51 protein-coding genes and 7 tRNA genes are annotated in these 26,298 nt (G+C 34.2%); all 58 read right to left on the reverse strand.

Annotation, left to right across the window (positions count from 1 at the left end):
* Positions 1-138 precede the first annotated feature (138 nt).
* Complete coding sequence (locus DW019_RS11025; RefSeq protein WP_118443396.1) at positions 139-615, reverse strand: hypothetical protein; 477 nt, start codon at positions 613-615, stop codon at positions 139-141.
* A gap of 30 nt (positions 616-645) precedes the next feature.
* A complete protein-coding gene (locus DW019_RS15090) occupies positions 646-813 on the reverse strand; it encodes a hypothetical protein (protein WP_182431105.1) in 168 nt (55 codons plus the stop codon).
* A gap of 734 nt (positions 814-1,547) precedes the next feature.
* Positions 1,548-1,619, reverse strand: a tRNA-Gly gene (locus DW019_RS15095).
* Between the two features lie 4 nt (positions 1,620-1,623).
* Positions 1,624-1,697: transfer RNA gene (locus DW019_RS15100), tRNA-OTHER, on the reverse strand.
* Positions 1,698-1,946: 249 nt separating this feature from the next.
* Positions 1,947-3,035 (reverse strand): SPFH domain-containing protein, encoded by a 1,089-nt coding sequence (locus tag DW019_RS11030; protein WP_243024150.1) that lies wholly within the window; start codon positions 3,033-3,035, stop codon positions 1,947-1,949.
* A gap of 470 nt (positions 3,036-3,505) precedes the next feature.
* A tRNA-Ser gene (locus DW019_RS11035) sits at positions 3,506-3,593 on the reverse strand.
* 563 nt (positions 3,594-4,156) lie between these two features.
* A tRNA-Glu gene (locus DW019_RS11040) sits at positions 4,157-4,227 on the reverse strand.
* Positions 4,228-4,674: 447 nt separating this feature from the next.
* Positions 4,675-4,745, reverse strand: a tRNA-Gln gene (locus tag DW019_RS11045).
* A gap of 137 nt (positions 4,746-4,882) precedes the next feature.
* Positions 4,883-4,954 (reverse strand) — tRNA-Asn (locus DW019_RS11050).
* A gap of 99 nt (positions 4,955-5,053) precedes the next feature.
* Positions 5,054-5,126: transfer RNA gene (locus tag DW019_RS11055), tRNA-Ile, on the reverse strand.
* A gap of 260 nt (positions 5,127-5,386) precedes the next feature.
* Positions 5,387-5,674, reverse strand: a complete 288-nt coding sequence (locus DW019_RS11060; RefSeq protein ID WP_118443397.1) for a hypothetical protein — start codon at positions 5,672-5,674, stop codon at positions 5,387-5,389.
* A gap of 11 nt (positions 5,675-5,685) precedes the next feature.
* A complete protein-coding gene (locus DW019_RS11065) occupies positions 5,686-5,985 on the reverse strand; it encodes a hypothetical protein (protein ID WP_118443398.1) in 300 nt (99 codons plus the stop codon).
* On the reverse strand, positions 5,970-6,422 hold the full coding sequence (locus DW019_RS11070) for a hypothetical protein (RefSeq protein ID WP_118443399.1): 453 nt from the start codon (positions 6,420-6,422) through the stop codon (positions 5,970-5,972). Before DW019_RS11070 ends, DW019_RS11065 begins: the two co-directional genes overlap by 16 nt.
* Positions 6,423-6,426: 4 nt before the next feature.
* On the reverse strand, positions 6,427-6,666 hold the full coding sequence (locus tag DW019_RS11075) for a hypothetical protein (protein WP_118443400.1): 240 nt from the start codon (positions 6,664-6,666) through the stop codon (positions 6,427-6,429).
* Between the two features lie 86 nt (positions 6,667-6,752).
* Positions 6,753-7,130: a hypothetical protein gene (locus tag DW019_RS11080; protein ID WP_118443401.1), complete on the reverse strand. Its 378-nt coding sequence runs from the start codon at positions 7,128-7,130 to the stop codon at positions 6,753-6,755.
* A 66-nt stretch (positions 7,131-7,196) separates the two neighbouring features.
* Positions 7,197-7,367 (reverse strand): hypothetical protein, encoded by a 171-nt coding sequence (locus DW019_RS15105; protein ID WP_182431106.1) that lies wholly within the window; start codon positions 7,365-7,367, stop codon positions 7,197-7,199.
* Complete coding sequence (locus DW019_RS11085; RefSeq protein ID WP_118443402.1) at positions 7,364-7,960, reverse strand: hypothetical protein; 597 nt, start codon at positions 7,958-7,960, stop codon at positions 7,364-7,366. Before DW019_RS11085 ends, DW019_RS15105 begins: the two co-directional genes overlap by 4 nt.
* A 297-nt stretch (positions 7,961-8,257) precedes the next feature.
* On the reverse strand, positions 8,258-8,770 hold the full coding sequence (locus tag DW019_RS15110) for a hypothetical protein (RefSeq protein WP_182431107.1): 513 nt from the start codon (positions 8,768-8,770) through the stop codon (positions 8,258-8,260).
* Between the two features lie 72 nt (positions 8,771-8,842).
* The gene (locus tag DW019_RS11095; RefSeq protein ID WP_118443403.1) at positions 8,843-9,028 is read right to left on the reverse strand and encodes a hypothetical protein; all 186 of its coding nucleotides are present in this window, start codon (positions 9,026-9,028) and stop codon (positions 8,843-8,845) included.
* Positions 9,022-9,294 (reverse strand): hypothetical protein, encoded by a 273-nt coding sequence (locus tag DW019_RS11100; protein ID WP_118443404.1) that lies wholly within the window; start codon positions 9,292-9,294, stop codon positions 9,022-9,024. The genes DW019_RS11095 and DW019_RS11100 overlap by 7 nt, the downstream gene beginning before the upstream one ends.
* 20 nt (positions 9,295-9,314) lie before the next feature.
* Positions 9,315-9,491, reverse strand: a complete 177-nt coding sequence (locus DW019_RS15115) for a hypothetical protein (RefSeq protein ID WP_182431108.1) — start codon at positions 9,489-9,491, stop codon at positions 9,315-9,317.
* Position 9,492: 1 nt separating this feature from the next.
* On the reverse strand, positions 9,493-9,735 hold the full coding sequence (locus DW019_RS11105) for a hypothetical protein (protein WP_118443405.1): 243 nt from the start codon (positions 9,733-9,735) through the stop codon (positions 9,493-9,495).
* Between the two features lie 18 nt (positions 9,736-9,753).
* Entirely contained in the window at positions 9,754-10,014 is a 261-nt protein-coding gene (locus DW019_RS11110; protein ID WP_118443406.1) for a hypothetical protein, read from the reverse strand.
* Positions 10,015-10,130: 116 nt separating this feature from the next.
* The gene (locus DW019_RS11115) at positions 10,131-10,751 is read right to left on the reverse strand and encodes a hypothetical protein (RefSeq protein WP_118443407.1); all 621 of its coding nucleotides are present in this window, start codon (positions 10,749-10,751) and stop codon (positions 10,131-10,133) included.
* A gap of 33 nt (positions 10,752-10,784) precedes the next feature.
* Positions 10,785-11,096, reverse strand: a complete 312-nt coding sequence (locus tag DW019_RS11120) for a hypothetical protein (RefSeq protein WP_118443408.1) — start codon at positions 11,094-11,096, stop codon at positions 10,785-10,787.
* 28 nt (positions 11,097-11,124) lie between these two features.
* A complete protein-coding gene (locus tag DW019_RS11125) occupies positions 11,125-11,394 on the reverse strand; it encodes a hypothetical protein (RefSeq protein ID WP_118443409.1) in 270 nt (89 codons plus the stop codon).
* Positions 11,395-11,430: 36 nt separating this feature from the next.
* Entirely contained in the window at positions 11,431-11,724 is a 294-nt protein-coding gene (locus tag DW019_RS11130; protein WP_118443410.1) for a hypothetical protein, read from the reverse strand.
* A gap of 20 nt (positions 11,725-11,744) precedes the next feature.
* Positions 11,745-11,942: a hypothetical protein gene (locus DW019_RS11135; RefSeq protein WP_118443411.1), complete on the reverse strand. Its 198-nt coding sequence runs from the start codon at positions 11,940-11,942 to the stop codon at positions 11,745-11,747.
* A 44-nt stretch (positions 11,943-11,986) separates the two neighbouring features.
* On the reverse strand, positions 11,987-12,289 hold the full coding sequence (locus DW019_RS11140; RefSeq protein WP_118443412.1) for a hypothetical protein: 303 nt from the start codon (positions 12,287-12,289) through the stop codon (positions 11,987-11,989).
* A gap of 27 nt (positions 12,290-12,316) precedes the next feature.
* Complete coding sequence (locus DW019_RS15120) at positions 12,317-12,484, reverse strand: hypothetical protein (RefSeq protein ID WP_182431109.1); 168 nt, start codon at positions 12,482-12,484, stop codon at positions 12,317-12,319.
* A gap of 29 nt (positions 12,485-12,513) precedes the next feature.
* A complete protein-coding gene (locus DW019_RS11145; RefSeq protein WP_118443413.1) occupies positions 12,514-13,116 on the reverse strand; it encodes a hypothetical protein in 603 nt (200 codons plus the stop codon).
* Positions 13,117-13,187: 71 nt separating this feature from the next.
* A complete protein-coding gene (locus DW019_RS11150; protein WP_118443414.1) occupies positions 13,188-13,493 on the reverse strand; it encodes a hypothetical protein in 306 nt (101 codons plus the stop codon).
* A gap of 46 nt (positions 13,494-13,539) precedes the next feature.
* A complete protein-coding gene (locus DW019_RS15125; RefSeq protein ID WP_182431110.1) occupies positions 13,540-13,698 on the reverse strand; it encodes a hypothetical protein in 159 nt (52 codons plus the stop codon).
* A gap of 32 nt (positions 13,699-13,730) precedes the next feature.
* The gene (locus tag DW019_RS11155; RefSeq protein ID WP_118443415.1) at positions 13,731-14,465 is read right to left on the reverse strand and encodes a hypothetical protein; all 735 of its coding nucleotides are present in this window, start codon (positions 14,463-14,465) and stop codon (positions 13,731-13,733) included.
* Positions 14,466-14,488: 23 nt separating this feature from the next.
* Positions 14,489-14,800 carry a hypothetical protein gene (locus tag DW019_RS11160; RefSeq protein ID WP_118443416.1) on the reverse strand — a complete coding sequence of 104 codons (312 nt, stop codon included), beginning with the start codon at positions 14,798-14,800 and terminating at the stop codon, positions 14,489-14,491.
* Positions 14,801-14,922: 122 nt separating this feature from the next.
* Positions 14,923-15,435 (reverse strand): hypothetical protein, encoded by a 513-nt coding sequence (locus DW019_RS11165; protein ID WP_118443417.1) that lies wholly within the window; start codon positions 15,433-15,435, stop codon positions 14,923-14,925.
* Positions 15,436-15,448: 13 nt separating this feature from the next.
* On the reverse strand, positions 15,449-15,688 hold the full coding sequence (locus tag DW019_RS11170) for a hypothetical protein (protein ID WP_118443418.1): 240 nt from the start codon (positions 15,686-15,688) through the stop codon (positions 15,449-15,451).
* A gap of 190 nt (positions 15,689-15,878) precedes the next feature.
* Positions 15,879-16,463 (reverse strand): hypothetical protein, encoded by a 585-nt coding sequence (locus DW019_RS11175; RefSeq protein ID WP_118443419.1) that lies wholly within the window; start codon positions 16,461-16,463, stop codon positions 15,879-15,881.
* Positions 16,464-16,475: 12 nt separating this feature from the next.
* Positions 16,476-16,664, reverse strand: a complete 189-nt coding sequence (locus DW019_RS11180; protein WP_118443420.1) for a hypothetical protein — start codon at positions 16,662-16,664, stop codon at positions 16,476-16,478.
* 13 nt (positions 16,665-16,677) lie between these two features.
* The gene (locus DW019_RS11185; protein ID WP_118443421.1) at positions 16,678-16,884 is read right to left on the reverse strand and encodes a hypothetical protein; all 207 of its coding nucleotides are present in this window, start codon (positions 16,882-16,884) and stop codon (positions 16,678-16,680) included.
* A 12-nt stretch (positions 16,885-16,896) separates the two neighbouring features.
* Positions 16,897-17,070 (reverse strand): hypothetical protein, encoded by a 174-nt coding sequence (locus tag DW019_RS15130; protein ID WP_182431111.1) that lies wholly within the window; start codon positions 17,068-17,070, stop codon positions 16,897-16,899.
* Positions 17,071-17,334: 264 nt separating this feature from the next.
* Positions 17,335-17,649 carry a hypothetical protein gene (locus DW019_RS11190; RefSeq protein WP_118443422.1) on the reverse strand — a complete coding sequence of 105 codons (315 nt, stop codon included), beginning with the start codon at positions 17,647-17,649 and terminating at the stop codon, positions 17,335-17,337.
* Positions 17,650-17,666: 17 nt separating this feature from the next.
* Positions 17,667-17,855, reverse strand: a complete 189-nt coding sequence (locus DW019_RS11195) for a hypothetical protein (protein WP_118443423.1) — start codon at positions 17,853-17,855, stop codon at positions 17,667-17,669.
* 19 nt (positions 17,856-17,874) lie between these two features.
* A complete protein-coding gene (locus tag DW019_RS11200; protein ID WP_118443424.1) occupies positions 17,875-18,207 on the reverse strand; it encodes a hypothetical protein in 333 nt (110 codons plus the stop codon).
* A 20-nt stretch (positions 18,208-18,227) separates the two neighbouring features.
* Positions 18,228-18,800 carry a hypothetical protein gene (locus tag DW019_RS11205; protein WP_118443425.1) on the reverse strand — a complete coding sequence of 191 codons (573 nt, stop codon included), beginning with the start codon at positions 18,798-18,800 and terminating at the stop codon, positions 18,228-18,230.
* Between the two features lie 24 nt (positions 18,801-18,824).
* The gene (locus DW019_RS11210; protein ID WP_118443426.1) at positions 18,825-19,058 is read right to left on the reverse strand and encodes a hypothetical protein; all 234 of its coding nucleotides are present in this window, start codon (positions 19,056-19,058) and stop codon (positions 18,825-18,827) included.
* 147 nt (positions 19,059-19,205) lie between these two features.
* The gene (locus DW019_RS11215; RefSeq protein ID WP_207663931.1) at positions 19,206-19,691 is read right to left on the reverse strand and encodes a type II toxin-antitoxin system antitoxin SocA domain-containing protein; all 486 of its coding nucleotides are present in this window, start codon (positions 19,689-19,691) and stop codon (positions 19,206-19,208) included.
* Between the two features lie 77 nt (positions 19,692-19,768).
* A complete protein-coding gene (locus DW019_RS11220) occupies positions 19,769-20,314 on the reverse strand; it encodes a hypothetical protein (protein ID WP_118443428.1) in 546 nt (181 codons plus the stop codon).
* 1 nt (position 20,315) lies between these two features.
* Positions 20,316-20,588 (reverse strand): hypothetical protein, encoded by a 273-nt coding sequence (locus DW019_RS11225; RefSeq protein WP_118443429.1) that lies wholly within the window; start codon positions 20,586-20,588, stop codon positions 20,316-20,318.
* Positions 20,589-20,728: 140 nt separating this feature from the next.
* A complete protein-coding gene (locus tag DW019_RS11230; protein ID WP_147353027.1) occupies positions 20,729-21,256 on the reverse strand; it encodes a hypothetical protein in 528 nt (175 codons plus the stop codon).
* 90 nt (positions 21,257-21,346) lie between these two features.
* The gene (locus tag DW019_RS11235) at positions 21,347-21,550 is read right to left on the reverse strand and encodes a YodL domain-containing protein (RefSeq protein WP_279217651.1); all 204 of its coding nucleotides are present in this window, start codon (positions 21,548-21,550) and stop codon (positions 21,347-21,349) included.
* Between the two features lie 118 nt (positions 21,551-21,668).
* Entirely contained in the window at positions 21,669-22,586 is a 918-nt protein-coding gene (locus tag DW019_RS11240) for a hypothetical protein (protein ID WP_118443432.1), read from the reverse strand.
* A gap of 33 nt (positions 22,587-22,619) precedes the next feature.
* A complete protein-coding gene (locus tag DW019_RS11245; RefSeq protein ID WP_118443433.1) occupies positions 22,620-23,441 on the reverse strand; it encodes a TIGR02452 family protein in 822 nt (273 codons plus the stop codon).
* Between the two features lie 2 nt (positions 23,442-23,443).
* Positions 23,444-23,797, reverse strand: a complete 354-nt coding sequence (locus DW019_RS11250; RefSeq protein ID WP_118443434.1) for a DUF551 domain-containing protein — start codon at positions 23,795-23,797, stop codon at positions 23,444-23,446.
* A gap of 196 nt (positions 23,798-23,993) precedes the next feature.
* Positions 23,994-24,158, reverse strand: coding sequence for a hypothetical protein (locus DW019_RS15135; RefSeq protein ID WP_182431112.1), 165 nt, complete (start codon positions 24,156-24,158; stop codon positions 23,994-23,996).
* Positions 24,159-24,506: 348 nt separating this feature from the next.
* The gene (locus DW019_RS11255; protein WP_118443435.1) at positions 24,507-24,953 is read right to left on the reverse strand and encodes a hypothetical protein; all 447 of its coding nucleotides are present in this window, start codon (positions 24,951-24,953) and stop codon (positions 24,507-24,509) included.
* A gap of 12 nt (positions 24,954-24,965) precedes the next feature.
* On the reverse strand, positions 24,966-25,607 hold the full coding sequence (locus tag DW019_RS11260; RefSeq protein ID WP_118443436.1) for a hypothetical protein: 642 nt from the start codon (positions 25,605-25,607) through the stop codon (positions 24,966-24,968).
* A 22-nt stretch (positions 25,608-25,629) separates the two neighbouring features.
* Positions 25,630-25,953 (reverse strand): hypothetical protein, encoded by a 324-nt coding sequence (locus DW019_RS11265; protein ID WP_118443437.1) that lies wholly within the window; start codon positions 25,951-25,953, stop codon positions 25,630-25,632.
* Positions 25,954-26,298: the final 345 nt, after the last annotated feature.

The following is a 26,298-nucleotide window of genomic DNA, read 5'->3' on the forward strand; positions in this document are numbered from 1 at the left end:
CTATTACATACAATTTGGTATTTTTGTGCTTATATTTTAGTGAACATAAGCTTTAACGAGTAGTATAATACCCTCGCCATTCGACTACAAAATCAGCCGTTACCGGCAGCAGGCTTTAAGCCTGCATATATGCCGTTTTTACTCCGGATAAGATATATCATATGTATCAATTACAGTTCCTTTAGGAACATACAATTCCGCGCTATCAATCGAGCCACCTCTTTTTTTAATAATTATATGAGGTGTTTCTGATTTACTTAATGTATCGTAAACTGTAGCCCACTGCATAGGAACACGGTCAATAGATTTCCCGCCCTTTTCATTGATTCGATAAAAATAATAATAATCATCTTTTTCCATTCCACTGGTTCCTAAAAAGAAACAAGAAGAATATTTTGATTGAGTTTTCACACTGCATATATCATATTCTTCTGTTGATGTTTTCGTTAATGACATATACATGCCTAAAGTTAAAACAATAAAACCGCCAACAATAAAAATTACCCCGAGGGCTATTTTAATATTATTATCACTTTCGCCATTTAAACAGGAAAATATAACTCCAACCATTACTAAAACAAATCCAATTATAATAAGTATTGCTTCTAAATCCATTTTCCATTCCTCCTATCTCATATTCTTCTATTAATAACTCCACATTGCTAAAATTAAAACAATAGAACCGCCAATAAGAAAAATCACTCCAAAGATTGTTGTAATTTCATTATCGCTTTTGTCTCTTAAACGGGAAGCTGCAAATCCGGTCATAAATAAAATCGTTCCAATTATTAAAAATATCATTTTGGAATCCATATTTAAGTCCTCCTTATGAGATTCTATATTATAACGAAATCATAGCTATAATCCAAAATACTTTAGCACTTCAGTTATTAAAAAAATAATAAATATTGCTAATATAGTAATTTGATTTATTTTAACGGCTTTTTCTGCGTCTCCGTGTCGTATAATTATATTGTATCCATAAATGGCACAAACACCAAAAACATAATAGGGAATTATTGTACTTATCATTGGCTCACATCCTCTCGTTCCCTCTTAAAAGAAAATTAACATACTGAATTCATACAATCGTATTCAAAGGAATTCATGTTGTCATCCCAATTGCCAATTTCGAAAATTTTCATTGCAACTTTTGCATTGCTTTTCATAAATACACAAAAGCCAAAAGAATTAAAGCACTTACTATTTTTACGGCGGGGCTTGTAAATGCATGTAATTCGCCACTATCAATTTTATATGAATAAAGATTCAAGGAACAAAAAACTAAAAAAATAACAAATAATGCATTCCTTATAATAATTAGTGCCATTATCGCATCCTCCTTTTCCCCTCCTAAGCAGGAATTAGCATACTTTTTTAATGTCTCTTGAAAACTGCTCGCATCCGGTCACCAGATGCTTTGTCCTATTACTCCGAGACATGCAACTGCCTATATGCCTTACTCATAATTATCATACAGTTGTCACAGTTACAGTTTTTTCAACCATTCCTCGTATGAGATTTTCGAAATGGTCTAAGCAGAAAAATGAAAGAGTCCGGAATCGAACCGAAACTACAGTGTGGCCGACTGTTGTGCTTAACCTTTACACTACTCTTTCAAAAGGGCGTTGGACGGACTCGAACCGACACCTCTTAATGTATTTCACTAAGCGAGCTACCAATCGCTCTCCACCGCCACGCCTATCACGTATTGCATATGCAAGGTTGAATTCCACATTCGTCCATTAGCCTATGAACGATGATAAAGATATTTATCTACAAATTAAGCTTTTTCCTTCTATACATTTACATGCGTTAAATAACGCTTTACAAAAAATTATCTCACATTTTCACATAGCGATGGCGACCATCCTGCTTTTTTTAGCACACAAGTTATAATAAATTGTTTCTAGTCTCGTCTCTAATCCGATTCATACAATCACCTTCTATCTTGATATATCTTCATTTAACTCAGACGCTGTTTTTGCGTTTGATTCAGCAGCCTTTAATGTAATTTCATTAGTTTCTAAATCATATACGCAAGAGTCTTTTTCTAATTTCTCATTTGCTTTCGCCTGAATCCGGCTTTCTCTCAACTGCTCTCTTGATACATCGGACGTTTTCTGCTCTGCCGTACCAAGCATATCCCCTAAAATTCCCATAGAAGCAATACTTTGGCTTAAATCTGTCGGGATAAAGATTTTTGTAGCCTGTCCATCCGCAACATCTTTCATTGCTTCAATAGATTTCAGACGTAACACGTTGTCATTCATCTGCGAATTAGCCAGCATGCGAATACCATCTGCCTCTGCCTCATATACAAGTTTAATTGACTTAGCCTTACCTTCTGCCAGTGCAATTGCAGCATCCTTTTCCGCCTCCGCAGCTAACACTTTAGCCTGACGGTCTCCTTCCGCCATTGCTACTACAGATTCTTTGTGTGCCTGAGCCTGGAGTAATGTCTCTCTTCGCTCGCGTTCTGCACGCATCTGTTTTGTCATGACTTCTTCGATTTCAGCCGGAGGAATAATATTTTTAATTTCTACACGACTGACACAAATTCCCCAAGCATCCGTTGCTTCATCCAAAATCTTTTGCATTTTACCGTTAATAACTTCTCTTGACGAGAGCGTTTCGTCCAATTCCATTTCTCCGATAATGCTTCGAAGTGTTGTTGCCGTCAGATTTCGTAATCCGGAAGATGGGTCTTCTGCACCATATGTAAATTTCTTAGGGTCAAAAATAGTAGCATAAACAACCGAATCAATCTGCATCGTTACATTATCTTTTGTGATAACATTCTGCGGCGGATAATCCAAAACCTGCTCTTTTAAGGTAATATATCGCACTACGTTATCAATAAATGGGACTTTTACATGAAGTCCGGCCTGCCAAGTTGCCTTATATTTTCCTAATCGTTCAATAATCCGACAGGAAGATTGAGGAACCACCTGCACATTTTTTGCAATAATGCCGATTACAACCAAAACAATAACTGTTAAAATAATCATACCAATACTAATATTTGCATCCATAATAATCACCTTTTTGCGAAAACTTTTTCGCTATCCTTTCTTAAAATTCATTGTTACTCTGTCCATTTTATTATTGGACGAATAAAACCTTTGACCTCCTTTTCGTTATTATTTCCTACGGTTTCCCGCGTTGGATATTCTTCCAACGCAGGCATTTTAATTATTTCAGCAGGGACTACCGTAACGCCTGCCTTATCCGGTAATGAACCGGAATCTTGATGTGGAGAGGAATCGAACCTCTCATGATGCCTTTGTCCATATCCTTTCGGCTCACTTTGGCATCGTACTTGTGGTTTCCTGCGTCTTCCTTTCCGCCACACATCAACTTGTTATTGGATGGATTCAGAGAGACCTTACGCTTCCGGAAGCGCCCCTTGCTCTAAACTAAGTTCTGGTAAAACAGCCAAATCATTACAATCTTTATCCATCTAAGATTAAAACGGTCTATTACATCACTATTGTGATGCAAACGCAGATAATAGGATTTGAACCTATACACCGTTGCCGGTTACTAACGCTTTAGCAAAGCGTTGCCTTACCAATTAGGCTTATATCTGCAAAAAATAAACATGATTAAGGCTTCCCTTTATCCATTATAAACTCAGTCATATTCGGCCACCGTGATGATAAGTCTGAGCGTTCGGGAGCGACCCTTGGCTTCTTACCACTGTCTAAGCACGGGTGGGAATGATACCCACAAATTTCACGGTTCTTTCAGAGAATATTATTTTTTCCTATTTGCTCTATAAAGCAAAAGATAAATTTAATAGTTCTGCCATACCGCTACTTTAACGAATTTCTTGTGTTATACCCTGATTTCTCAGGTTCAAGGCAAACTGACTTGTTGAGATTTCCGTTTAGTCCGTGGTCTCTCACACCTCTCACATCAACGGATTATTCCCGAACATCGGGCGTCTATTATGTCAGCCACAAGGATTCTGCTTTTGACCTCTTTATAATGATACACCACACAGCGTTGTTGACAGTTTCTGTCTCCATATCAAGAATCACTTCTTAATAAAAGTTGTTAATCAATTCAATATCTCAAATTAATTCAACTTATTACCATGCGTCTCAGCAGGATTGAAAACTCCTTCTTCACTGAGATAATCATGTTTAAATGACGGCTGCGGGACTCGAACCCACACTCATAGGATGAAAACCTATTGTCTTGCCTTTTGACTAAGCCGCCATTCCCCTCTCTCGCAAAAAGAGAGGGGGCCAACCCAAAAAATAAGGAAAACAATAACATCTTTGAAACTCCCCGACTTGCTTTTTGCAAGTTCTCGTTATCACTAAAGATGTCTATAACTGCCAGCAAAAACCTGGTCGCAATGTCTTTGTTTTGCTCTCTACAGTTACAGTTTTTTGCCAAGACCCAACCTGCGACTGGTTAAACCATTTCGGCTTCAGGAAGTTTGTCCTATGCGCTCCTATCCTCCCTCGCTAGAGAAAGTGAAGCGCAAATCTGACGGTAAGGATTCGAACCTTACAAATTCGGGCAGTTCATGAAGAAAGTTTCAAATGGGAAAAAAACAAACTCTTGCAACTTATTCTTCTCGCCCGATGCATTTCCGCAAATGCCAACGTCAGAACCAAGGTTCACATATGTTAAAAATTGTCCATTATATTTGGACAGTGGCGGTAGCAGGATTCGAACCTACGAATACAGGAGTCAAAGTCCTGTGCCTTACCACTTGGCGATACCGCTAGGTTTTGTCAAGGTGCTTGCTTTTCCGCCTTGACATAACAAAATGAACTATCTGGAAAGAGGTGGATTATTAGCTCCAAACGCATATCATGATACATTGGAAAAATGTTTCACGATACATGCAAGCATTAAGGAGAGGAAGATATGGGATTTGAACCCATGACCATTCGGTTAACAGCCGAACGCTCTGCCGCTGAGCTAATCTTCCTTTTGCCCGAAGCGTTTGCGGTTATCACTCCGGGCTTTAAAGAACTTCTCTTTGCATTTAATAACATACGAAAGAAGGTTTCCCGCAAACTTTAAGAAATGGGGAGCGTGGGACTCGAACCCACGACCAACTGTGTATAAGACAGGCACTCTAACCAACTGAGTTAGCTCCCTATTTTACTGGCTGTGTTCTCCAAAAATGTGTTCTCCGCTATGTGCCCTCCTTTAATGTGTTCTCCATGCAAGAATATTTTTCTTAATCATCCTTACACTACTAATATGTCTGTTTTGGATTGAAATGAAAACGATATTATGAGCAAAATTTTCCTTACACATGTCATTGCTCATTTGTTCTCATATTCTTAATATGTCTGTTTAGAATTAAAAAATCATACAAAAAAGCCCCCCGAAGGGAGCCTTTTGCAAAATCAAATTAAAAATCATTTTCCCAACGCCAATAATGTTCCTGGTCCTCGTCCAATTCCTTGATTCGTTCAATAAGTGTTTGGATACTATAGCCGCATACTCCTATAAGCATATTGTTGGCGACTTGGAACTCTCTTTCTGTTTTGCAATCAGAAAAGGCATGTAAAATACCTCTTGCCATATCAATGGTAAGATTATCGTCTTCCTGAATAGCGTCATAAAAATTCTCACCCAATTTGTCCTCAAAGTTCTCAATCTCTTTTTTTGCGTTTGCAATAATATTATTTTTCTGCATAATTAGTCCTCCTATAATGTTTTTAAATTTTGATAATGGTAAATTCGTTGCAGTTCCCTATATAAAGAACCATCTGTTACATGCACATCCTCTGTATCATCAACCCATTCTCCATTTTGAGCCGTGCTAATTCTTACCAAATTTGCATGGTACACGTCTTTTAAGGCATTAAATTCTTCATCTTTGTAAATATGTAACACTAAATCATAGTGTTTTCCAAACTCAAAGACTATTAATTTCTCGCCTGCGGCGAGTCCATTACAAAAATCAATAATAGTTGCAAATCTGGGTCTGTTCAATTGATATTCCATATATTTCTCCCTCCTGTAGTTTTTAATAAGCTTACCGGAATTTTTTTATTGAATAATCCGGAGCCTTTTTTGTAAATTTGCTTCCATACTTTATCTTTTCTGCGCAATTCTTCAGCTAAATCCCATGGTGTCAAAACTCGTTTACTTTCTATAATTGAGTCAATTAATTGCTTATCTTCTTTCGCTACGTTATATTTTGCCGGCGAAAAGAAGATAGGCATAGTGCCATATCCACAATAACGGTCATATACACTTGAAATAGCTGGTCCCCAAGCTTTCACTCTTATATCATCCAAAAAAGCAAGTTTGTCTTTTTCAATCAAAAATGCCTTTTGAATATAATACAAAATATATTGAAGCTGCATACTGTTGATAAGATGATTTTCCTTAATACATTTTGTGATTATGTACTCAGATAAATTTATTACATCATACATAAACTTACTGCTCCTTTCTAATTGATTGCAGCCATTCTAATTTGCATTTATCGCAATCGTGTTCATGCCAACCATAAATGCACTCATCATAAGGGTCTTTCATATAAGGGCAATCAATAAAATCCGCCAGTTCTTTATCTGTCATATGTCGAATTCTATCTGCATTAGTAAACCCTTTCTTTTCTCCATTAGCCATTGTTTCTTTTTCCTTACGTCTTTTTATCCTCTCAAATCCTAACGACATTTTAATTACCTCCTTCTAAATATTCCTTTTTTCTTTTGAACTGAATTGTTCAAGACTAATTGGATATTATCTAAGAACAAGATGATTTAGCAAAAATCACTTTCATCCATACCATAATACTGTTGCGCATCAATATAATATTGGTCATCATGTAATGGAGTTCTCTTAGCTCTTTCAAAATACTTGCCAATATCTAACCAACATTGATGTTTCGTAAGAGGTTGAATATCCATGTCTAAGTGATTGTTGATGAATAATATTGTCTTTTCCTGTTTTTTCGTTGGATTATATTTCTCAGGAATCTTCCATTCATCATCTAAATATGTAATTTTACAGGACTTACAAACAAATTTTTCATGTTCAACTTTCTGATAATAAGTTTCTTCATCTTCCCAATGATAAAACCCTTCCATTTTACAATAGGTTTTATTATCCATTTCTTTATCGCAATTAGGGCACTTCATATTCTCACCTCCTCAAAATCCGAATGAAACAGTGAATATTTCTTTTTTTCAATTTAAAAACCATTACTAATTGCCTTCATTTAAAATCAATACCTTTCTCACTATTGTTTGTAAAACATTAATATCTGTAATCTGTTTTACCATTTTAAGTTGTGCGCTCATATCATCTTCCTTTTTAATTTCTTTTATCAATTTATCTGCTTGTTTATTTTTTTCTATCACTTTTGCAAAATTCATACTTCATTACCTCCTTTATCATTCAATTGTTTCTTTGCCAGTTTAAATGCGAGCATGTAAATATCAAGAATATCGGTTTCTTCTCGGCCAATATTTTTCACAAATTTATATGCATCCTCTTCTAATTCAACTAACGAATCATATCCTTTGTCCCCGATACCTTTTTCATCATTAAAGCCCATCAAGATATCATCCATAACGATATCAAGCTCATCTGAGCCAACACATAAATAGCCCGACCAATCATTTTTTTCTGCCAGTTCTTTTAACTGTTCCTTGGCTTTTTCTATATCATATTTGAAAATCGGTCTGCTATGACAAAGTATCTTTTCTGTAAAATAGTTGATGTTATTTACATAATCAGAAAATTTGTCGAAGGTCATATTATCGAAATTTGCAGCAATCAGCTCACCTAAATCACCACTAATATGTAACCGGCAATAATCCTCTTCAAAAAGAAACCGGATTCGGTAAATATTTGTGTCCGGCGCTTTGAAGTCCAATACTTTAATGTTTCCATAGTCAGTAAAAGTAGCTACATGGTTTTCAAAAATTTTCTTCCATAATTCTGAATTGAATTTTCTTCTATACATAGAATTCCTCCTTTTTAATTTGATTGTTAATACCTCCATGATGTTTGCTGTATAATAATAATATGTCTGTTTGTCCGGTGAAATAAAATCCCATTATAAAGAAAATTGGTAGGGAAACCAGAAGTTGTAACTGTAATCAGCTTCCCCTCAGCTCTATATTACCTATACATATAGTCTGTTAAAAAAATGAGGGTAGTAATATTATATATTAAACACTCTCTGCAACATACCATTTTCTGTTGTTTTTCACAAAAAAAAGACTTCCTAAATTATAGAAAGCCTCTTTTCATACTTAAATCAATCAAGTGGTAGATTTTTTATCTGCTTTTCCGTCATGACTTTGTATTTTAACAAAAGATTTACCATAATCTCTGCATCATTATCACAAAGGTCATGTTTTGGATGATAAGCCATTGCATCTGCAATTTCCTGCATTCCTTTTTTGATGGAAATATGTTTGTTCCCGTCATAATCAATAAATCTCTTATTGGACACAACATCAAACACTTCATCAAGCTTAACGCTATGCGTCCACGTTGCGATTGCCGAAAATTCTTCATCGGTCAAAGTATCTTCATCAATCTCTAATGCTCGAATACCGACTAACTCGATGTATTCTACGGAATCTTCATCACAGTTAAATTCCGGACACAAAGAACGCCAAAGCTCTTCTAAGTCGGATAAATTGATTGCATCCAGTTCTGTTTCGTCTAATGCATCATTCTTATTGATAAATCCGATTCGATAAATATGAATTAAATCGGAACCGGACGGAATAACAACATTTTTTCCTGCTTCTAAAATTGTCATATAACTTCCTCCTATAATCATAATTTATTACACTTTTGGCTCCTGCTTTTAAAATTATCATATAACTTCCTCTTAATCTACAAACCACTTACCGACTTTATTACCGTTGATGTCCATAATGTTACCATTATTACGACCATCAGCAAGGTCTCTTGAAATTTCGGTAAGATTTCTCTGTAATTCACAGCGTCCGGCAAATGTAAGTCCATCACCGTCATCATATGCAGCTCCGCTTGTTTTAATCTTAATTTCTAACATAATTTAACCCCCCTTTCAATTGTGAGTCTGGTATTTCCCGGGTAAGTATCATAAAGCGATTCGCACCACGCTTCATCATAAATTTTTTCCTCCAGGAATAAAATATCCTGAGCACGATGAGTTGTTTTAAAATAAAATGTTTTACGCCCATCTTCAGAATCTTTTGCATCATTTTTCCATTTGGTAATAATTACAATAAGACTTTTTTCATCTTCTTTTGTCATTTCTCCGGCCAAAAAACCGGTATATAATTTGTAATTACTCATTTTTTTACCTCCTTAATTCTCTAAGCGGGAATTTTTTCTCTCCATTTTCTGATTCGAACAGGATATGTTACATTCTCTCTGTATGTCTTTAACTGCATTTTTGCATCTGCAAGGTCTTCACAGTTAACTTCAATATCCCATCCATAGCCACAATTTCCTTCGATTGCATAGCAATCCTTTGTTTTTCTTTTATACATATTAATTCTCCTTTCCGTTAAGCCGGAACCAAAGGGCTCCCTGCATGAACTGTACCAATCCTTCTACACTTTTACTATGGCAAAGCATATTTTCAAATGTCATTGGACGGTCAGCTTTGTAAATGTAATAACCATCTGACGCCTTATAAAAAGCAACCGGAGTAATACAATTTTCAAAGCCAATTAATGCCCCTTTTCCAATGGGGTTACTTGTGATTTTTTCTCTGATTTTAGTTTCTGTCATAATATTGTCCTCCTTAAATTAGCTTGCCATACTTAAAGATTTCCACCAAGTCTTACCGCCGCCGGGAATATCATAGAATCTCAGAAATGCGTTAATATGGCGCATTGTAGTTGCGCTATACTTATCCCACAGTTTCTCAAATTTACCATTTCGAATTCGGCAAACGGTTGTAGCGTAACTCATTAATTCCACATCTCCGTTGTCGTATTCCGTTACAATAGCTTTGTTGTAAAAACTTTTTCTTGCATCGCCGATTGCCGGCAGTTCAAATCTTTTCATATTCATACCTCCTTGATTTTTACGTCTCCGTATTGTTTTATTGATACTATTAATATGTCTGTCAGATAGGCGCATAAAAAAAGACTCTCCGAAGAGAGCCTTATTAAATAACAAAATTAGCATACTTTTTTCCAGTTAAAAGTTTGTATGTAGCCATCTGCCTGATAAATATGAAGTTCTTCATCGGGCGGAATATCATACTCTTTTCTGCAATATTCTTCCAGACCGGACTGTGATGCCTTCCACAAAACGTCATCTGCAATTACATCACTAAAAGATTCTGTATCTGTAATAATTGTAACACAAGACACTCTGTTGAAATAAAAAGCTTCAAGCAGCTTTACATCAACATCTCCTTTAATAATATAATTTTGCCATTCACGCTGGCAAGCACTCCGGATAGTGCCGGTAGTAAATGTATCTTTCGGATATAATATACGAAGTGTAGCCATAAAAATATCCTCTGTGCATCTGCAATTCTCATACAATTCTTTAAGTTTTGCATTTGTTTCATCGGATAAATCTTCCGGATATTCACCCCAAGCATCAATATCATCCAAAACTTCTTTTGTTCTTTGATACCATGATGCCTCTGTGAAATTGTTATAATCCCGATTTCCAGTCAATACAACTTCTTCATCAAAATTTTCACAGTCAATATAATCTCTCCACATAGCACTTTGAGTATATAAATAATCCGTGCCATTTCCGGTGTTATCAATTCTAATTTCTGTCATAATATTATCCTCCAATCAAAATGTGTTTTTTATTCAATTATTTTCAATACATTCTGTCTCATATTTAATACTTTCGTTGCCTTTTTCTTGTTTGTTATAATTATAATTATGAAAGACTAACATATGATAATATGATTGATTTCTCATAACATCCAAATACAGCCTCATTGAGCTGTCTATATACGGATGTCTTAATATCATTTCTGCAATTATTTTATCCATTTCTTTTCTGGAAAACTTTTTTCCTATATATTCTGCTAAAACACCATAATCAGTTACTTTTTTGTCTGTTTCATATGGATAACAATATCTAATACTTTTTTCATTAATATAATATTCTTCCATGTTTTCCTCCAATCTTAAAATCATCGATTCATTGCCATCTATTCCATTCTTCTGTTAACACTTTTGTTGCATCACAAATATTATTGTAAAAACTTGGAATATTGATATATTCTCCATTAACAAAAAGATTGAAAATATAACCAACGTAATGGGTTCCTAAACCAACGTGTTCATAACTTACGCCAAGGCTTACATTTCCACATTTATGAAATTCAAGAATTCCACTATCAACTTCTAAGTCTAATGGAATTTCATTCTGCAAAATTGCTTCCATTTCTTTTTCTGTTATTTTTGCCATATTATATCCTCCATTCTAAAACTATTTCTTCACTACTTATATAACGCATAAGGTAGCTGCAATTTCAAATTCCTTTCTTGATAATTTAAATGGAATCTGTTCGTATTCTTCTTGTAAGACAACATAATCATCCGTTTCTTCAAGTAACTCACAAGTTTCTCCATCCATACAGGGAGTACCATTACTGGTTTCCAGGTCAAAATATTCGATATCGCCATCAGTTTCTTTTTCAATATATCCTCCATACTCCAAGAAAGCACATTCTTTTTCTTTATCAAAACTTGTTAATGCATCAAATAATGTTGCTGTGCTTATTACATACTGTTTCATATAGCTTCCTCCTATCTAAATCACCGTTTCAAACTATTACAAAAATTCCTTATTTCTTTTACAATATTATCTTTCGCAATTTCTCCTTCATCTCCTTCATAACGATTGATAACAAACACATCTTTTGTATCTAAATGATACTCATATGTATTTCCTTTATTATCATGTATAATATAGAAATCAATCTCAGAATTTATTTTATCTAAAATATATTCCATAATTTTCCTCTCTTTCCAAATTAAGAAATCATTGTTTCATCTTGTTATAATGTGGAAAATTTTTCATAACTGTTGATTCTTTCTAACTCCCTACACAAAGAACCATCTGTTACATAGATATTTCCTGTGTCGTCTACCCATTTTCCATCTTTCGCAGTGCTAATGCTGACTAAATTAGAATAATCTTTGTCTTTTGACGCATCGTATTCCTCGTCTTTGTAAATATGAAGAACCAAATCATTATTCTTGCCAAATTCAAACACTTCTAATTTTTCATTTGCAGCAAGGTCATTACAATAATCAATAATTGTATCAATACTTGGTCTATTTAATTGATATACTGCCATAATATTTTCCTCCAATCTTTTAAAAAATTACTGCAACATTTCTGGATAAAAGTCATACAGATAATCGCCAAAATCCCCACGTCTTTCTGAACCTGTTTGGCTCTGCCAAAAATGTTTCCACTTTTCGCCTTCTTTTGTTTTAATAAATTTGTCATACCTCTTTTTTAATTTGTTCTTCTTTTCTGCATTACTCATTTTTATGCTCCTTTCGATTCGTTTTAAGTCTATAATTCTTTCATGTATCTTTCTAAAGTCACTCTCGCAGCTTTAAAATACTGTTTAATAGTTCCATGATTGCAAAACCACCATTTACCGTAACCATCACGATAAAACTCAACAATAACTTTGTTTCCAATGTACTTCTTATTGATTTTCTTGTAATCCGGACATATTGTTTTAAGATATTCATTTGCAATCTTGTAGTTCTTTTTGGCTGTCAAATCCAAAATATAACTTGTTTCTATATCAATCCCGATTTCATCGCTTAATGCATATGTTGGAATTGGCTTACAAATCAAATTAAATTTTGCTCCTAAATCCATCATTAATACCGCTATATTAAATTCTCTTTTTGTTAAATATACTTGTTTTCCGTATCCTGATGTACCAATTATATATTTGATTCCGTTTTCGGCTGTTTTCCATTTACCAAATGATAATTGCTCACCATCACTTAACAATAGTTCTTCTTCATTACTATCGTCTTTATACAATTCATAACAACAATAGCCATCTTCTTCATTTGTAAGTTTAATATAACCTCCAAATTCAAGATACTGAATTCCATTGTCCAATAATTCTTTTAAGCTTATACAAAATTTTGTCATATTGTTCATCCTTTCTAAATCACTGCTTCTTCATGCCTTTGTTTACACCGCTTGCCTATCAATTAATGTTCTTACTGACTTATTTCCATAAGACCATGTGCATAACAATATTCAACTTTTTTCATCATGTATTCTGGGTTGTCACTACACAACATAAAATCTTCTCTTAATTCTAATGGATGACAACCTTTTGCAAGACCTTGTTTTTTTCTTACTCTATCATTTTTTGTCTTGTTATGAATGCAAATACTATTATACGAACCAAGCCAAGTATTAGGATTCCATTTATTTGCAAATACACAAAGATAATCTTTTCCGACTGTTACATCATAGTATTTTTGATTGTCATTTTCTCCATACTTCCATTTATATTTCATAATAATTTCCTCCAATCTTTTAAGTAAATTATTGTTTCACTACTTGCTATCCTAAAGAAATACCACCTGGAAATCTATACAGTGGAAGTGGTTCTTCGCCTTGATTCGTTTTTTGCACTCCGCATAAAACACCTTTGCATTCACCATGCCAAACTTCTAATTTCCAGTTATACTTCTTTGCTATTTTTTTCAGTTCTTCATTCATTTTAATTTCCTCCATTTCTTTGTTTAATTATCTCAACATGTGCATCTCCACGACCAATGGCCGCGCCAAAATACTTTTTCATAATACTTGCAGCCTTTACAGCCAACATTTTTTCTTTTAGATTTACTAGTCTTTCTTTTGCAAAAAAATGCCATTCTATCACCTCTAAATAATTCTTTTAAAATCTTTGTAACTTCTTTATCTTGCTCGCTCATTAAATCAATCCCTTTGATATGTAGATTATTTAACCAATCTTTCAAGGGATTTTCTTCATGATACACAAGATAATATCCAACAACCTCTTCTGTATTTGCAGTTTCATCAAGCAATATTGATGCATCATATCTAGGGTCTTTACTCCCATCATTGGATACTTCATCAAAACATTCTTTCCATCTTTCGTTATATCTTGCAATATAATACTGTTTTGTTTTCATATAGTCCTCACATAATTCTTTATAGGCTTTTTTAGCAGCTTCTTTTAACTTTGCTTCCCAATCATTGTCCGCAAAATCAATTTCATACTCGTACCATTCCTGGTCATCATCATGTTGCCAACAACCATCCTTATTTTTTAATAATCCATAAAAAGCGCTACAATATATCGTTTCTTTTGTTGCCGTATTATCAATACAGATATTGTACTCAACTGCTCGTTCATCATTTCCATACTGAACTTCGCCCCATGAATCATAACATTCATGGTTTTGAATCGCTTTTAAAATTTTGTCTTTTCTCACATTACTTATATAAATAAATTTGCTCATATATTTTCCTCCATTTCTTTTTCTTAAACCATAAATTCTCCGGCAATATACAGTCTGGCAAGATTCAGCCCTTCTGTTGAATATCTCGAAATCACTGACGTAATATTAGTAAATTCACCATCCTTATTTCGGATATAAATTTCAGCATCCCATGCATACCGACTGCTAAATACTATAAGGGAATTTGTGTAAACAACACAATCTTTCTGCCTTTCTAATAACTCATCAAGAAAAGCAATATTGGACGAAACACCATTGGCTGCATCAACAATATAATAAAAGTCTTCCTCTAATTTTGGCGTTCTTAGGCAGGAATCTTCAAAATATATTTTCATAAGCTATATCTCCTTTCCTTTTTTGTTATTTAATTTCAACTCCTCTTGTTTTTAATATAGTATTAATATGTCTGTTTTAAGAAATAAACAAAAGAAAAAGCCCCCGAAGGGGCTTCATGGAATTACAATAAATTTTGAACTGCGCTAACAAGGTTAAAATATTCCATACCGTATAACCTAGCAACATTTCCGCCATCATAACGGCGTTCCTGTTCTTCCTTATCTGAACACGGCACATCAATGCCCTTTTCGTCCAATAATCCCTCAAACAACTCTACGATTTCTGTTGCATGAGCGTTTTTCTGTGATTCAATATCATCACAATTTTTAACTTCCGGAAAATTGAGAGCATCGTCAGGTAATTGAGGCAGCGGCATCCAAAACAATACTTCTTTTGTCACATCAGCTTCTGCTTTTGAGTCAACGTATTTTCCGAGACACCATATTTTTTCCGGTTGAATAAACCGTGCTTTTCTTATGTAAATTTCATCAAACTTAGGCAAATATTCTCCTTTTGACTTGCGGTGTTCGATGATTAGATAGTAACCACTTTTCGATGGATTTAATACTGCCGGAATCCACGTCCGAGCAGCATTATAACCATCACGAAAACCATTTTCATAATTTGATTCCATAAAAGCCCTCCCTTTAGCAGCAAACGCCAAGCCAACCGTGATATTCCTTTTTAATATACTTTTCATATAAAAAGTCACACGCTTTTTCTCTTGATTCTCTGCTGATTTCCCATGAATTACATACACATATCTTGTGTACCAATCTCTGCAATAACATAATTGGACATGCCGTTTTTCTTAATCTCTGCAATTCGTCTCCGAAAACCTCTTCCACTTTTGCTGCTACGATTTTTTCTGCTGAATTTTTACTCATATCCGTTCTCCTGTTTGTTCTAAAATTTTTTGTTACACTCAATCTTCTTAAAAAATGTGTTCAAAATCTTCTGGTATTCCCATAATATTCTCCTTTCTTGTTAATAAAATCATTTTTAATATGTCTGTTTTCTTTCCATACAAAAAACCACCATGATAAATCATGATGGCTTTTGTGAAAGCAAAAAGTATTAATTGTCTGATTTCTGCCAAGGTCCATAAAATCCGTATTCTCCAAAACCTTGAACAACTTCGTCATCTTCACCTGCCTTAACACCATACCAAGGAAGAATTGCAACAACCGGCTCTGGGTCAGTGCTCCAAGGGGAGCGTTCTGTTTCATCCAAAATGCGTATATCTTTTTGTGTATACGCAATGCCGGCTTCGGCTTTTTTCATTGCATCTTCTAAAGAATAAGCTGTCTCACTTCCGGTTCCAGTTCCAAAATCTACTGTATAACGACCTTCAGCAAAATCAAATCCAAATTTTTCTAACAAGTTTCCATTTTCATCAACATCAAGAGCTTCAATAAACCATTCTTTTACTTTAACAGTTCCATCATCTTGATGAATTGCGGAACAAAATTTTTCATCCAGTTTTTTGGCCTTATCCACAAATTCTGTGTAAGTTGCGAAATCATTTTCGTCCCATGTTTCTACACATTTTATGGTGTTTGGGAAATCAAATGCTCCACAAATCGTATCACCTTTTTTAAAATTTGCGTATTCTGCTTCCGGCATAATCTTTTCTGCATATCCAAATCTACATAATTGCATATCAAATCCTCCTTATCTTAAATACCAATCCGCGGCTTTGCATTCAAAACCAACAATATTGTTAGAATTGAAGCGGGTTTTCTTTTTTCCCTGATAAACCTCAACATATTTATCGCCGTCATTATCAGCTTGAAAACGAATCTTTGTTACTCCGCGTAATGTTTTTACATTACCATTTGTGATAATAATAATCTGATTCATAATAATCCTCCTTTTACACATATGCTTTTCTTACAAGTTCTCCGGTTTCTGTCACTTGCATAAATTCGTCATCACCAGACCATAGCAGCAATTCTCTTTTTTGAGAAACGGTTAGTTCATCATGCATTCGAAGCAATTCGCTCATACAAATATCATTTCTCATGTATTGCTTTTTTACTATGGTTACAAAATCTAAACTAGTGAAAAAATATTTACTCATAATAACAACCTCCTATGGATATACACAGCCGATGTTAAAATTTTCTTCAAACCAACAATGGTCTGACACTTCCGGAACATCCACAATGATATGGTCATCATGCACTTCTGTTACTGTGCCGGAATAGAATTTTTCGTCCAATCGGCATTCTACTTTTTGCCCTACATGAAATAAATTTTTAATCATGCTCCACCTCCTAATGTTTTTTAAGATATATTTAATATGTCTGTATCCTTTTACATATAAAAAAGACCCGGTTAAAAACCGAGCCTTTTCCAAATAACAATATTTAAATTTCCTGATTCTTTTTAAAGCCAGTCATTTTTCTTCCACAATTCGGGCAATATGGTGTATCCATACAGCCATATGATTTATGGCATTTAGAACATTTACATTTTACTATTAAGGTAGGTTCTCGCCAGTAAATCCATTTTGCTTTTTTCCTAAACATTATTGCTCCTTTCTTTTCACATTATCATCAGAAAGAAATTCAACATAACTTAATGCAAGAATCTCCTGCATAAAATCATAAAACTTTTTAGTTACAATTACTTTTTCTGGTGAATAAACTAAATGGCCTTCATTAAATAATGTGCCTAAAATATCTATTTCCTCAGAATCCATCTTATTGTAACTCCAGCCTTGACAACCATTTTTTATTGAATAATCAATATAGGGATATAGTCTTAATTCTTTCTGACTAATTTCTCTTTTTAAAAATTTTAACGCCTTTTGCTTTATCTCTTCTGTTAATATGTCTCTCATTTAATTATTACTCCTTTCTAAATCATGATTAAATTAAAATCCTTATTAAATGTTTTCATATCGGTTACATACCCACACTTATCTTCATCAATAAGTATCATATCTTCGCCACGCTTCATACATCTGTATTCATTGCCTTTTACAAAATTGCTAAACCGATTATCCTCCATTAATACTTTTACATCATGCTTTGCCTTTGCTTTCATATGCATTCCTCCTATTTCCTTAAAGATAATTTTGAAAAAGATATTCTCTTGCGTATTCATCTCCAAATTTTTTATACATCCATTTTCTGTAGTCTAATGTGCAATCACCGGAATGATGATATACTTTGACATCATAATCTGTGATTTCATAATCATCGTCAACAACAATTGTTGCATTTGGGTCTTCTTTTAGCAATTCTTCCTCAAATTCTGGTATTTCTATATACCCTTCAAGGCTAATCGAATACTCATCTCTTGTAATGGTCAAGTTCTTAATTGTTGCATCTGAATCAGTGAATAAGCGATAAAGCTCTTTCAATTCATCATCTGTTAATTTGTTTGCATACTTCATAATAGTTTCCTCCTGTTTTTCTATACAGATTCATAATTAAAACTGTTTGTTTTGCCTTGTAAATATTCAAGTATATCTATTCTACCTCCATACTTACAATGAATTTTAATTAGCTTGCCCTGACTATATAACCATCTTGCTGCTGCGTACCTATGCCATCCATCCACAATAATAGGACGAGGAAGAATATAACCTCCATTACACTCGTTATCAATTTCAATATCCTTTATTTCATCTGGATGATTGATAAAGTAGATAATCCTTCCTATATGCCATTCTCTTGATTTGTGTTCTGTTACAGGATACTTCCATGTATCTCCATATGGGCTAGATATTTCTGGCAGAGCTTTCTGAATAGCAGCGGATATATCATCTAAATAAATTTTCTTTGTCCCATCCCACGACCAATATTCTGTTGGCAAAAATTCAATAAGACGGTCAATTTGAATAATATCTCCGTTATATTCTTTTAATGGTTCAAATTCTACTCCTTCTGAAACAAGCTCATTGTAAAAATCATTATTAGGAGTAGCATTAAGTTCTTCAATTAATTGTGGTAATACATCTCTCATTTTTTTAGCTACTTCATTCATGTAAAACTTCTCCTCATATCATAATTATGCCCATTGCAGTAATGATGTTTTAATTTCATCCTCACAATTATTACAATCATTACCATCACATAAGCTGCAAGGATGTATTTTCATCCCACAATTTGTACATGTTATATATTCGTTCTTCATTGGATTATATTTAAAATCTGTCTCTCTGTTACAATGAGGGCACCATTCCGTCCCTTCAAATTCTTGATTCAACAATTGTTTTTCTGTTTTTGTTAATTGTAAACTCATAATAATTTCCTCCTGTCTAATTCTAAACTTCCTTAATACAATAAAATTTTTTGGCTGTATAATCAATATATTTGGTATTATTGAATTTTTTTGATTGCTCTAATTTCATTTTTGTATGTCGTCCGGAGCAATATATCTAACTTATCATCAACCATTAAAGTACTCCCTTATCGCTTTAATTGTAATCTCGTTATTCTGATATGGAACATAAGCATCAATCCATGGTGACTGTCTATAAGTTAATGACACAAGATTTGTTGCCGAATAATCTGCAAATTTATCTACAACTCTTTCTATAAGGCTTTTGTCCTCATCTGCAATAATAGTATCCTCAAACTTGATTCTTTTAGCATTCCATATATCCTTTTCATTAAACATGATATATGACTTGATTGTAGGTATGTCTCCACTTCCATATTGCTTATATTCATAATACGCTTCTGGAACAACGGGTCCAAAATCCCATGCTTCAATCTTCTCATCAAAACAAGCAGAATGGTCTTTCTTTTTTATCAAAAAATATGCTTGAATAAAATAAAGCACTTTTTGAAGTTTCAAATTAGAAATTCCATAATCACGCTCGTTACTATAATTAATAACAAAACGACAAACATCTAAAACCTTATAACTCATTATCTCGACCTCTTTCCTCTATAATTCCATATTATATTACTTAATAATCTTTAATTAAATTTTCCCCCTGTTCAATTCTAAACTTCCTTAATACAGGAAAACTTTTTGGCAGAATAATCAATGTGATAATCATGAAAAACACTATAACCATAAAGTTCTCCAGTTTCATTATCTTCGCTGATTTCTTCAAATGATTCCGTCCCGTAGTCACGAGTTTCTACGGCAAGAAATGCCGTTTGCACATCCTCTAAAATCAAGCGAAACAGCTCTCTTTTTGTTTCTTCTTTTGTTCCCTTAAAACGATAAAGCTTTGCACCGCCATCGGCTTCAGAGTTACAAATTCCAATAATCCATTCGGAAGACATTATATTATTTTGAATTGTCTTCCAAATATCCTCAGTTCCGGATACCGGAATCGTAATATCATCCATTTCTATTGAATCTCCCTGTTCCGGATTGAACGAAAAAATCACTCTTTTTCCTCTAAAATTAATTTCCGATTGGGCGACCGGATGCGGGCAATGAGCGTTTAAACCTCTTCCCTCTTCTCCTTCTCCTGTCATAACAAGATGCGTGATAATATCCATTACTTCACTTTTTGTAAATTCAATTTCCATTTCCATATTATTTCTCTCCTTTTTCTGCAAGCATTTTTTGAATTTCATCTACCTTAATACTGTTCTTACTAGTAAAATCTTTTGTATACACATTTGCATATGTATAAATGTCGATTTTCTTTTTGTCTGTTTCTGATTTACATTCGACAGATGTGATGTCAATAGAGACACCATCTTTTGTTTCAAATACAATGTGAATCCCATCATAATTAGGGTCCGCATTTCTTCTGGCGACTAAATAGCCGTCATTTACTGGTACTCTAATTTCATTTTCATTCATTTTAAGTCCTCCTTGTTATTTGGTTTTATTTACTCCTATTTTTTCTAAGATATATTTAATATGTCTGTTTTAAGAATAACAAGAAAAACCACCAATCTTTTGCTGACTGGTGGTTTACAAATGCAATTAAATATATTTTTTTACTCCGGAGCCCATCCATAATATTCATAACGAGCCATTTCCAGTACCATGATTTTGTCATTGGTCTTTCTTTGAGTCCTTTTTTGAATTTTTTGCTCTCCAATACACTTCCAATACTTGTCTTTTTTCACAATGTAATAAGAGCCCACATATTTTGCCTTTCTTAATTCTTCACAAGCCAGAGCTTTCATATCTCGAACTGACCCTTCGGCAATTACGGTAAAGCAATTTAAGCTGAATTTTAACAATACAGATGGTTTTTTGACCTTATACAAATATCTTTGTAAAAAAGATGGTGTCGCGCCATTGTCTTTTATTTTAGCTTGACGTATAGAATAACCTACGTTGCCAATTTTAACAATTTCCCCCTCTCTTTTACCTAACACATCCATTCTTTCATGAATATACTTTCGCAAAGAAAGCTTTGGGAGAGAAGTAAAATCGCCTTTATATGTAAAACTTACACAATTAGGACCTCCACTATAGCCTTCTTGATAGCCATATTCTTCCGTATATGCTTTTTGCACTTCTTCAATTCCTGTTTTCCAATCCGTAGAAACATATGTTCCTTCTATGTTACAAGCACCCATTTGTTGACCTCCTATTTTATATTATTTTTAATTAAAATATTTCTTTAAATTTCTCATAATTGCCATCTTTTCCCTGTGGAATAGCAAAAACAACTTCCATCCATAAGAATCATAGTAATACCATTTTGTCCCATTCTTTCTTTGGATAGCAACCGCATCGCCCATAGATACAGAATGCACGTTGTAATCAACCGGTTTGCTTTGATTGAATCGCATAAAAAGTTTATCCAATACAATCTCATCATTTTCGTTGACCTTTTCTAACCTCTATGGGAGGAAAGCATAATCCGCGTCTATCTGATAAATAAAAATCTGACTCATAATAATTCCTCCTTGATTTTTGAAAGTATTAGTATTCAGTAAATTCTCCATCTACCAACTTGTAAAATGTATCTTCTTTGATGCGTTCTCCGTCTACATATTCCGTCTTAACACATTTAGGGGTCCAAGTATGACCATCTTTTTCATTCCATTCAGCAAGAGTTATCCAGCTACCCTTTTTAGCTCTTGCAATAGAGCTATACCCTGCCGCCATAACAACAGAATGATAGCCCTCTGATGTAATCTTTGCGAAATCTCCACTACTGCCAATCCGTGCGGAATCTCCACGACTGCCAATCTGTGCGGAATTTCCGCTACTACCAATCTTTGTGAAATTTCCACTACTGCCAATCCGCGCGGAATCTCCACTACTACCAATCTTTGCGAAATGACCGTTACTACCAATCTGTGCGGAATTTCCACTACTACCAATCTGCGCGAAACTTCCACTACTACCAATCTGTGCGGAATCTCCATTACTGCCAATCTTTGCGTGACTTCCACTACTGCCAATCTTTGCGTAATTTCCGCTACTACCAATCTGTGCAAATTTTCCGTTACTACCAATCTGTGCGAAATTATTACCATTGTCATTTTCTGCATTGTTTTCGTTTTCCTCAATCGTCTTTTCCAAAGTAAAATTTATGCAAGCCTTAATAAATTCTTTTAAACCTAATTTTGCTTTAATGTGGAGTTTATTAGTTGCACTTTTGTTTTCTTCTCTAAAAATTTTTCCTAACGGTTCAACTTCTGCAAATTCCGAAATCTCGCCACTCTCGTTTACAAGAGGATAATAATTTAATACGTCAAACGGATTTTCACAGTAGTGCATTACACCGGCTTTACATATCTCACTCCCATTTTCTTCATATATTGTATTTTCTTCGTACTGTTTACCGTTACAGGTAAAATCTGGATTAAATGCTTTATATCCTTTATTATTCATAATAAAACCTCCTTAAATTTTGTCGTTTCTATACTATTTTTTGTTATATTTTTGATTTTTGTTCTTCATGTTCTGCCGCCATACTTCTTTAAATTTCTCATAATTGCCGTCTTTTCCTTGCGGAATAGCAAAAATGACCTTGTGAAATACATTTTTAAATTTGTTTTCTAAATTATCCTTAAATACCTGAGCCACTTCTGCTGCATCTTGTCCAAAAACTCCACATCCAAAAGCTCCTAAAATTAAATTTTCGACTTCATTTTCCTTCGCAATGTTTAAAACGAACTCAATACGGCTCTTTAGCGCTTTGCTATTTTCTTCCTTTGTTGCGCATCCATATCTCTGTGCAACAGAATAATTCGGCGCTGCGCATGTAATTACATCACAAAATCTTGCGCTATATCCGCGGAAATATACATTGGGCGAATACAAAGCTTTATTACGATACAATCCACCATTTAAGTCCTTTCTGTTTTCTGCGTAGTAATTGTCCTCAAATTTACTCAACACATTGAACAGCGTAGACTTATGGCACAAACATTCTTCCTGCGCACGGCTTCCCTGTAAAAAGCCGCCACCCGGATACTTATAAGATGCAAAATTAAGAACAGCGGTAGGACTCGGCGCGCTATATTCCATGATGGCGCTAACGCTATCTATGGGTTCGACAATAATTTCGCACTTATCGCTTTTGCTTACAGCATCATCAAATACAAAGTTTTCCGAATAGATTTTTGTTTCCATCGCCACACGAGAAATATTTTCTGAATAATATTTTCTCATCTGCTCTTCATGTTCTGCTGCTTCTTTTGCTCTTTGACTTTTTCCAGTCCAATAAAAACTATTTCTTCCCATATTTACTCTCCTTTTTCGTTTGGAACTGCCGGTCTCGGCATCCAATATTTAACATAACTTCCTTTTTTCTTTCCACCAAAGTGACCTTTTTCCCGGTACTCATTTGGCTCATACCATGGCGCAACTGTTGCTCCACCACTTTCGCCCAATACAAGATATGTTCCTGCTTTATCGGGCAGTCGGTCCCTTACTGAAATCCATTGAGTATTTTTTTGATTTTCATACTTATACAGTTTCTTTAACGGTTCCTGCATAGCAAGATTTGCTTCAGCAGAAGCTTCTCCATACATATACACTTCCTTAACTGGACAATCCGGATAGAGTTTTGACAAATTAATTTTTTTTACTAAATGCATAAAAAACCTCCTTTTAACATTTTTTCATATTTGTTTAATTTATAACGGTTATTGATTTCCTCCTTTTCAATTGCATACTCCATTTATTGGTTTTAGATACATTTAATATGTCTGTTAACCAAACTTCTTAATTAATAAACAGAAGAAACTGCCGCGTAATTACGGCAGCCTTTGTAATTTACTTTTAAGTTATTATTTACAAATTAATTAACGCATAAAGAATAATATAAAATACAGCTGGTCCAATAAAGACAAGGCTCAAAAACGTAAATTCCTCCACATCTGCACCGATACAAAGAGCTATAATTCCAGCTATTACTAAAATAATTCCAATTATAAAAAATATCATTCCTAAATCCATATCTAAGTCCTCCTAGCTCATTTTCCAATATGCAACCATAGTTTCGTTTTCAACCTCAACTTTAGCCTAAGTCTTTAATTAAGGTCGGCTTTCCAACATACTCACCAGATGCAAATATATCATAGACATATCTTTGGACTTATACTGACTTTCTATATCTGTTACCTTAACTTCGCCTGTGCTTTTATTCCACACGTGTGCAGTGCTTTCTTGAAAACTAGTTTGTCATCCTAGCGCTTAGGCTTAATGCGAAGTGGTGGAGTCGAACCACACTTATTGTAAAAGACACCTACTTGCCTTGACTCCGCCAAATTACTATATTCAACTCCTTAACAAATCTTCTATTCTCTACAATAATATTTGCAATTCAATTAACGCATGAAAAACACAAAGCGTACCAACTATGCAAAGGCCCCAGCCAATCATTGGCTTTTTTAAACTTTCCGCCTCAAAAAACCAATAAAGAATCTTAACCCCTATAAAAATGCAAATAATTCCAACAATTGCATATATAATTCCCGGCAAATTCCATGTAGGTGCATTTAATTTGTGTGAATTATGGTGCGCCTTTTCAGCTCTCCATTCCTGAAACCCTGCTTCCTTGTGGTAATCTTCTTGTGCCTTTTGATACCCCTGTTCTTCTGCCTGCTGAATAGGGTCTGCGGTTGCAGATGGATAAGCGGTGTCATAATTTTGGTGATTATCATTGCAACAACAACATGCTTTTGCTGACATTGGAATAGTTGCACCTAATACAGTACATAAAAGCAATGCTAAAAATAATGTCTTTTTCATATTTAAGTCCTCCTAGTATCGAACTTTCCCAATCCATTCTTCTATTTCTTTTTTAAGAGTCGGCATATCTTCTTTCGAAATCATTCGTCTTTTTAGTGATAGGTGGTTATTAATGTATACATTACTCATACAATTAATTGTGTCTTTATATCTTTGAGCGCGAGTATTCGTAAATAATGGCTCGCCTTCACCTTCAAGTTTATGAGCCAAAAAATAAGACACAAAATAAATTAATATGATAATTGAAAGTACACTAACAATAATGCATATAAAACGATTTATAAAGAGAAATGGGGAAATCAGTAATAATGCAGAAGCAATAACAAGTCCCCAATATATGTATATAACGGCATTAAGCATTTTTTGTTTTGGATGCCCTAAACAAGTAACGCCATCAATATACCATTTTTCTGGGCTCTTTTTGCATGATGAATATTTGAATTCCACATTTATCGGAGCATCTTTATCCAAAGTGCTGATAAGCTTCTTTTTGATTAAATATAGGCCGACATAAAATCCGGTAACAATAAGTACCGGTCCAATAACCAATCCAATCAATTGCAGGATTAGCGACAAACAAGCAAAATAATCAGTTGTTACACTTTTATGCTGCAACTGGTTTACAATATTAGTTAATTTTTCTACTGGAAACATATCAATTCCTCCTTATTTGTTATCAATAAAAAATTGCAGACCAAAAAACAACAAATATTGCTACAATTAAAAATATTATAATAATTAATATAGACAAATTGTGTCTATCTTCTTCTGCTTCTTTTTCCTTTTTTTTCTTCTGTTCTTTCTTAAAGCGCTTATATGCTTTTTCCTCCGCTTCTTTAAGAATATCCGGCGTTGCCGTTGGGCCGGCGGTGATTAAAGCGCTTTGATTTTGACATTGTTCACAGGTACACTCTTTTGCAGATACCATAGAAGCACCGCACATCATAAGGCAAATAGCAGTGACGCTAAATAAAATTGTCTTCTTTACTTTTTTTAACATAATAATATCCTTCCTTTCTCTTTTTTAGCAATGTGCTCTCCGTTATTGTGTTCTCCTTATATATCTAATATGTCTGTTTTGAATTAAAACGGAAATCATATTATGAGCGTTTTTTTGAAATAAGCTTTCTTGAAATGTTTGATGAAGTATGTTAAGATGCCGATATACGATAACAATTAGCAAAAGAAAGGGAATATTATGTTTGTAAAACCGATAAAAATTGAGTTGATTACATCGGACGATTCAAAAGTTGTTATAAGTCTACATCCGAGTCAAAAATGGGAATTAACAAGAAAAGATTCTTATTTTATAGTATCACGAAAGAATATTATGCTTTTTCTAACG

Source organism: Clostridium sp. AF37-5, assembly GCF_003477605.1.
Classification (GTDB): Bacteria; Bacillota; Clostridia; order Lachnospirales; family Lachnospiraceae; genus Eubacterium_F.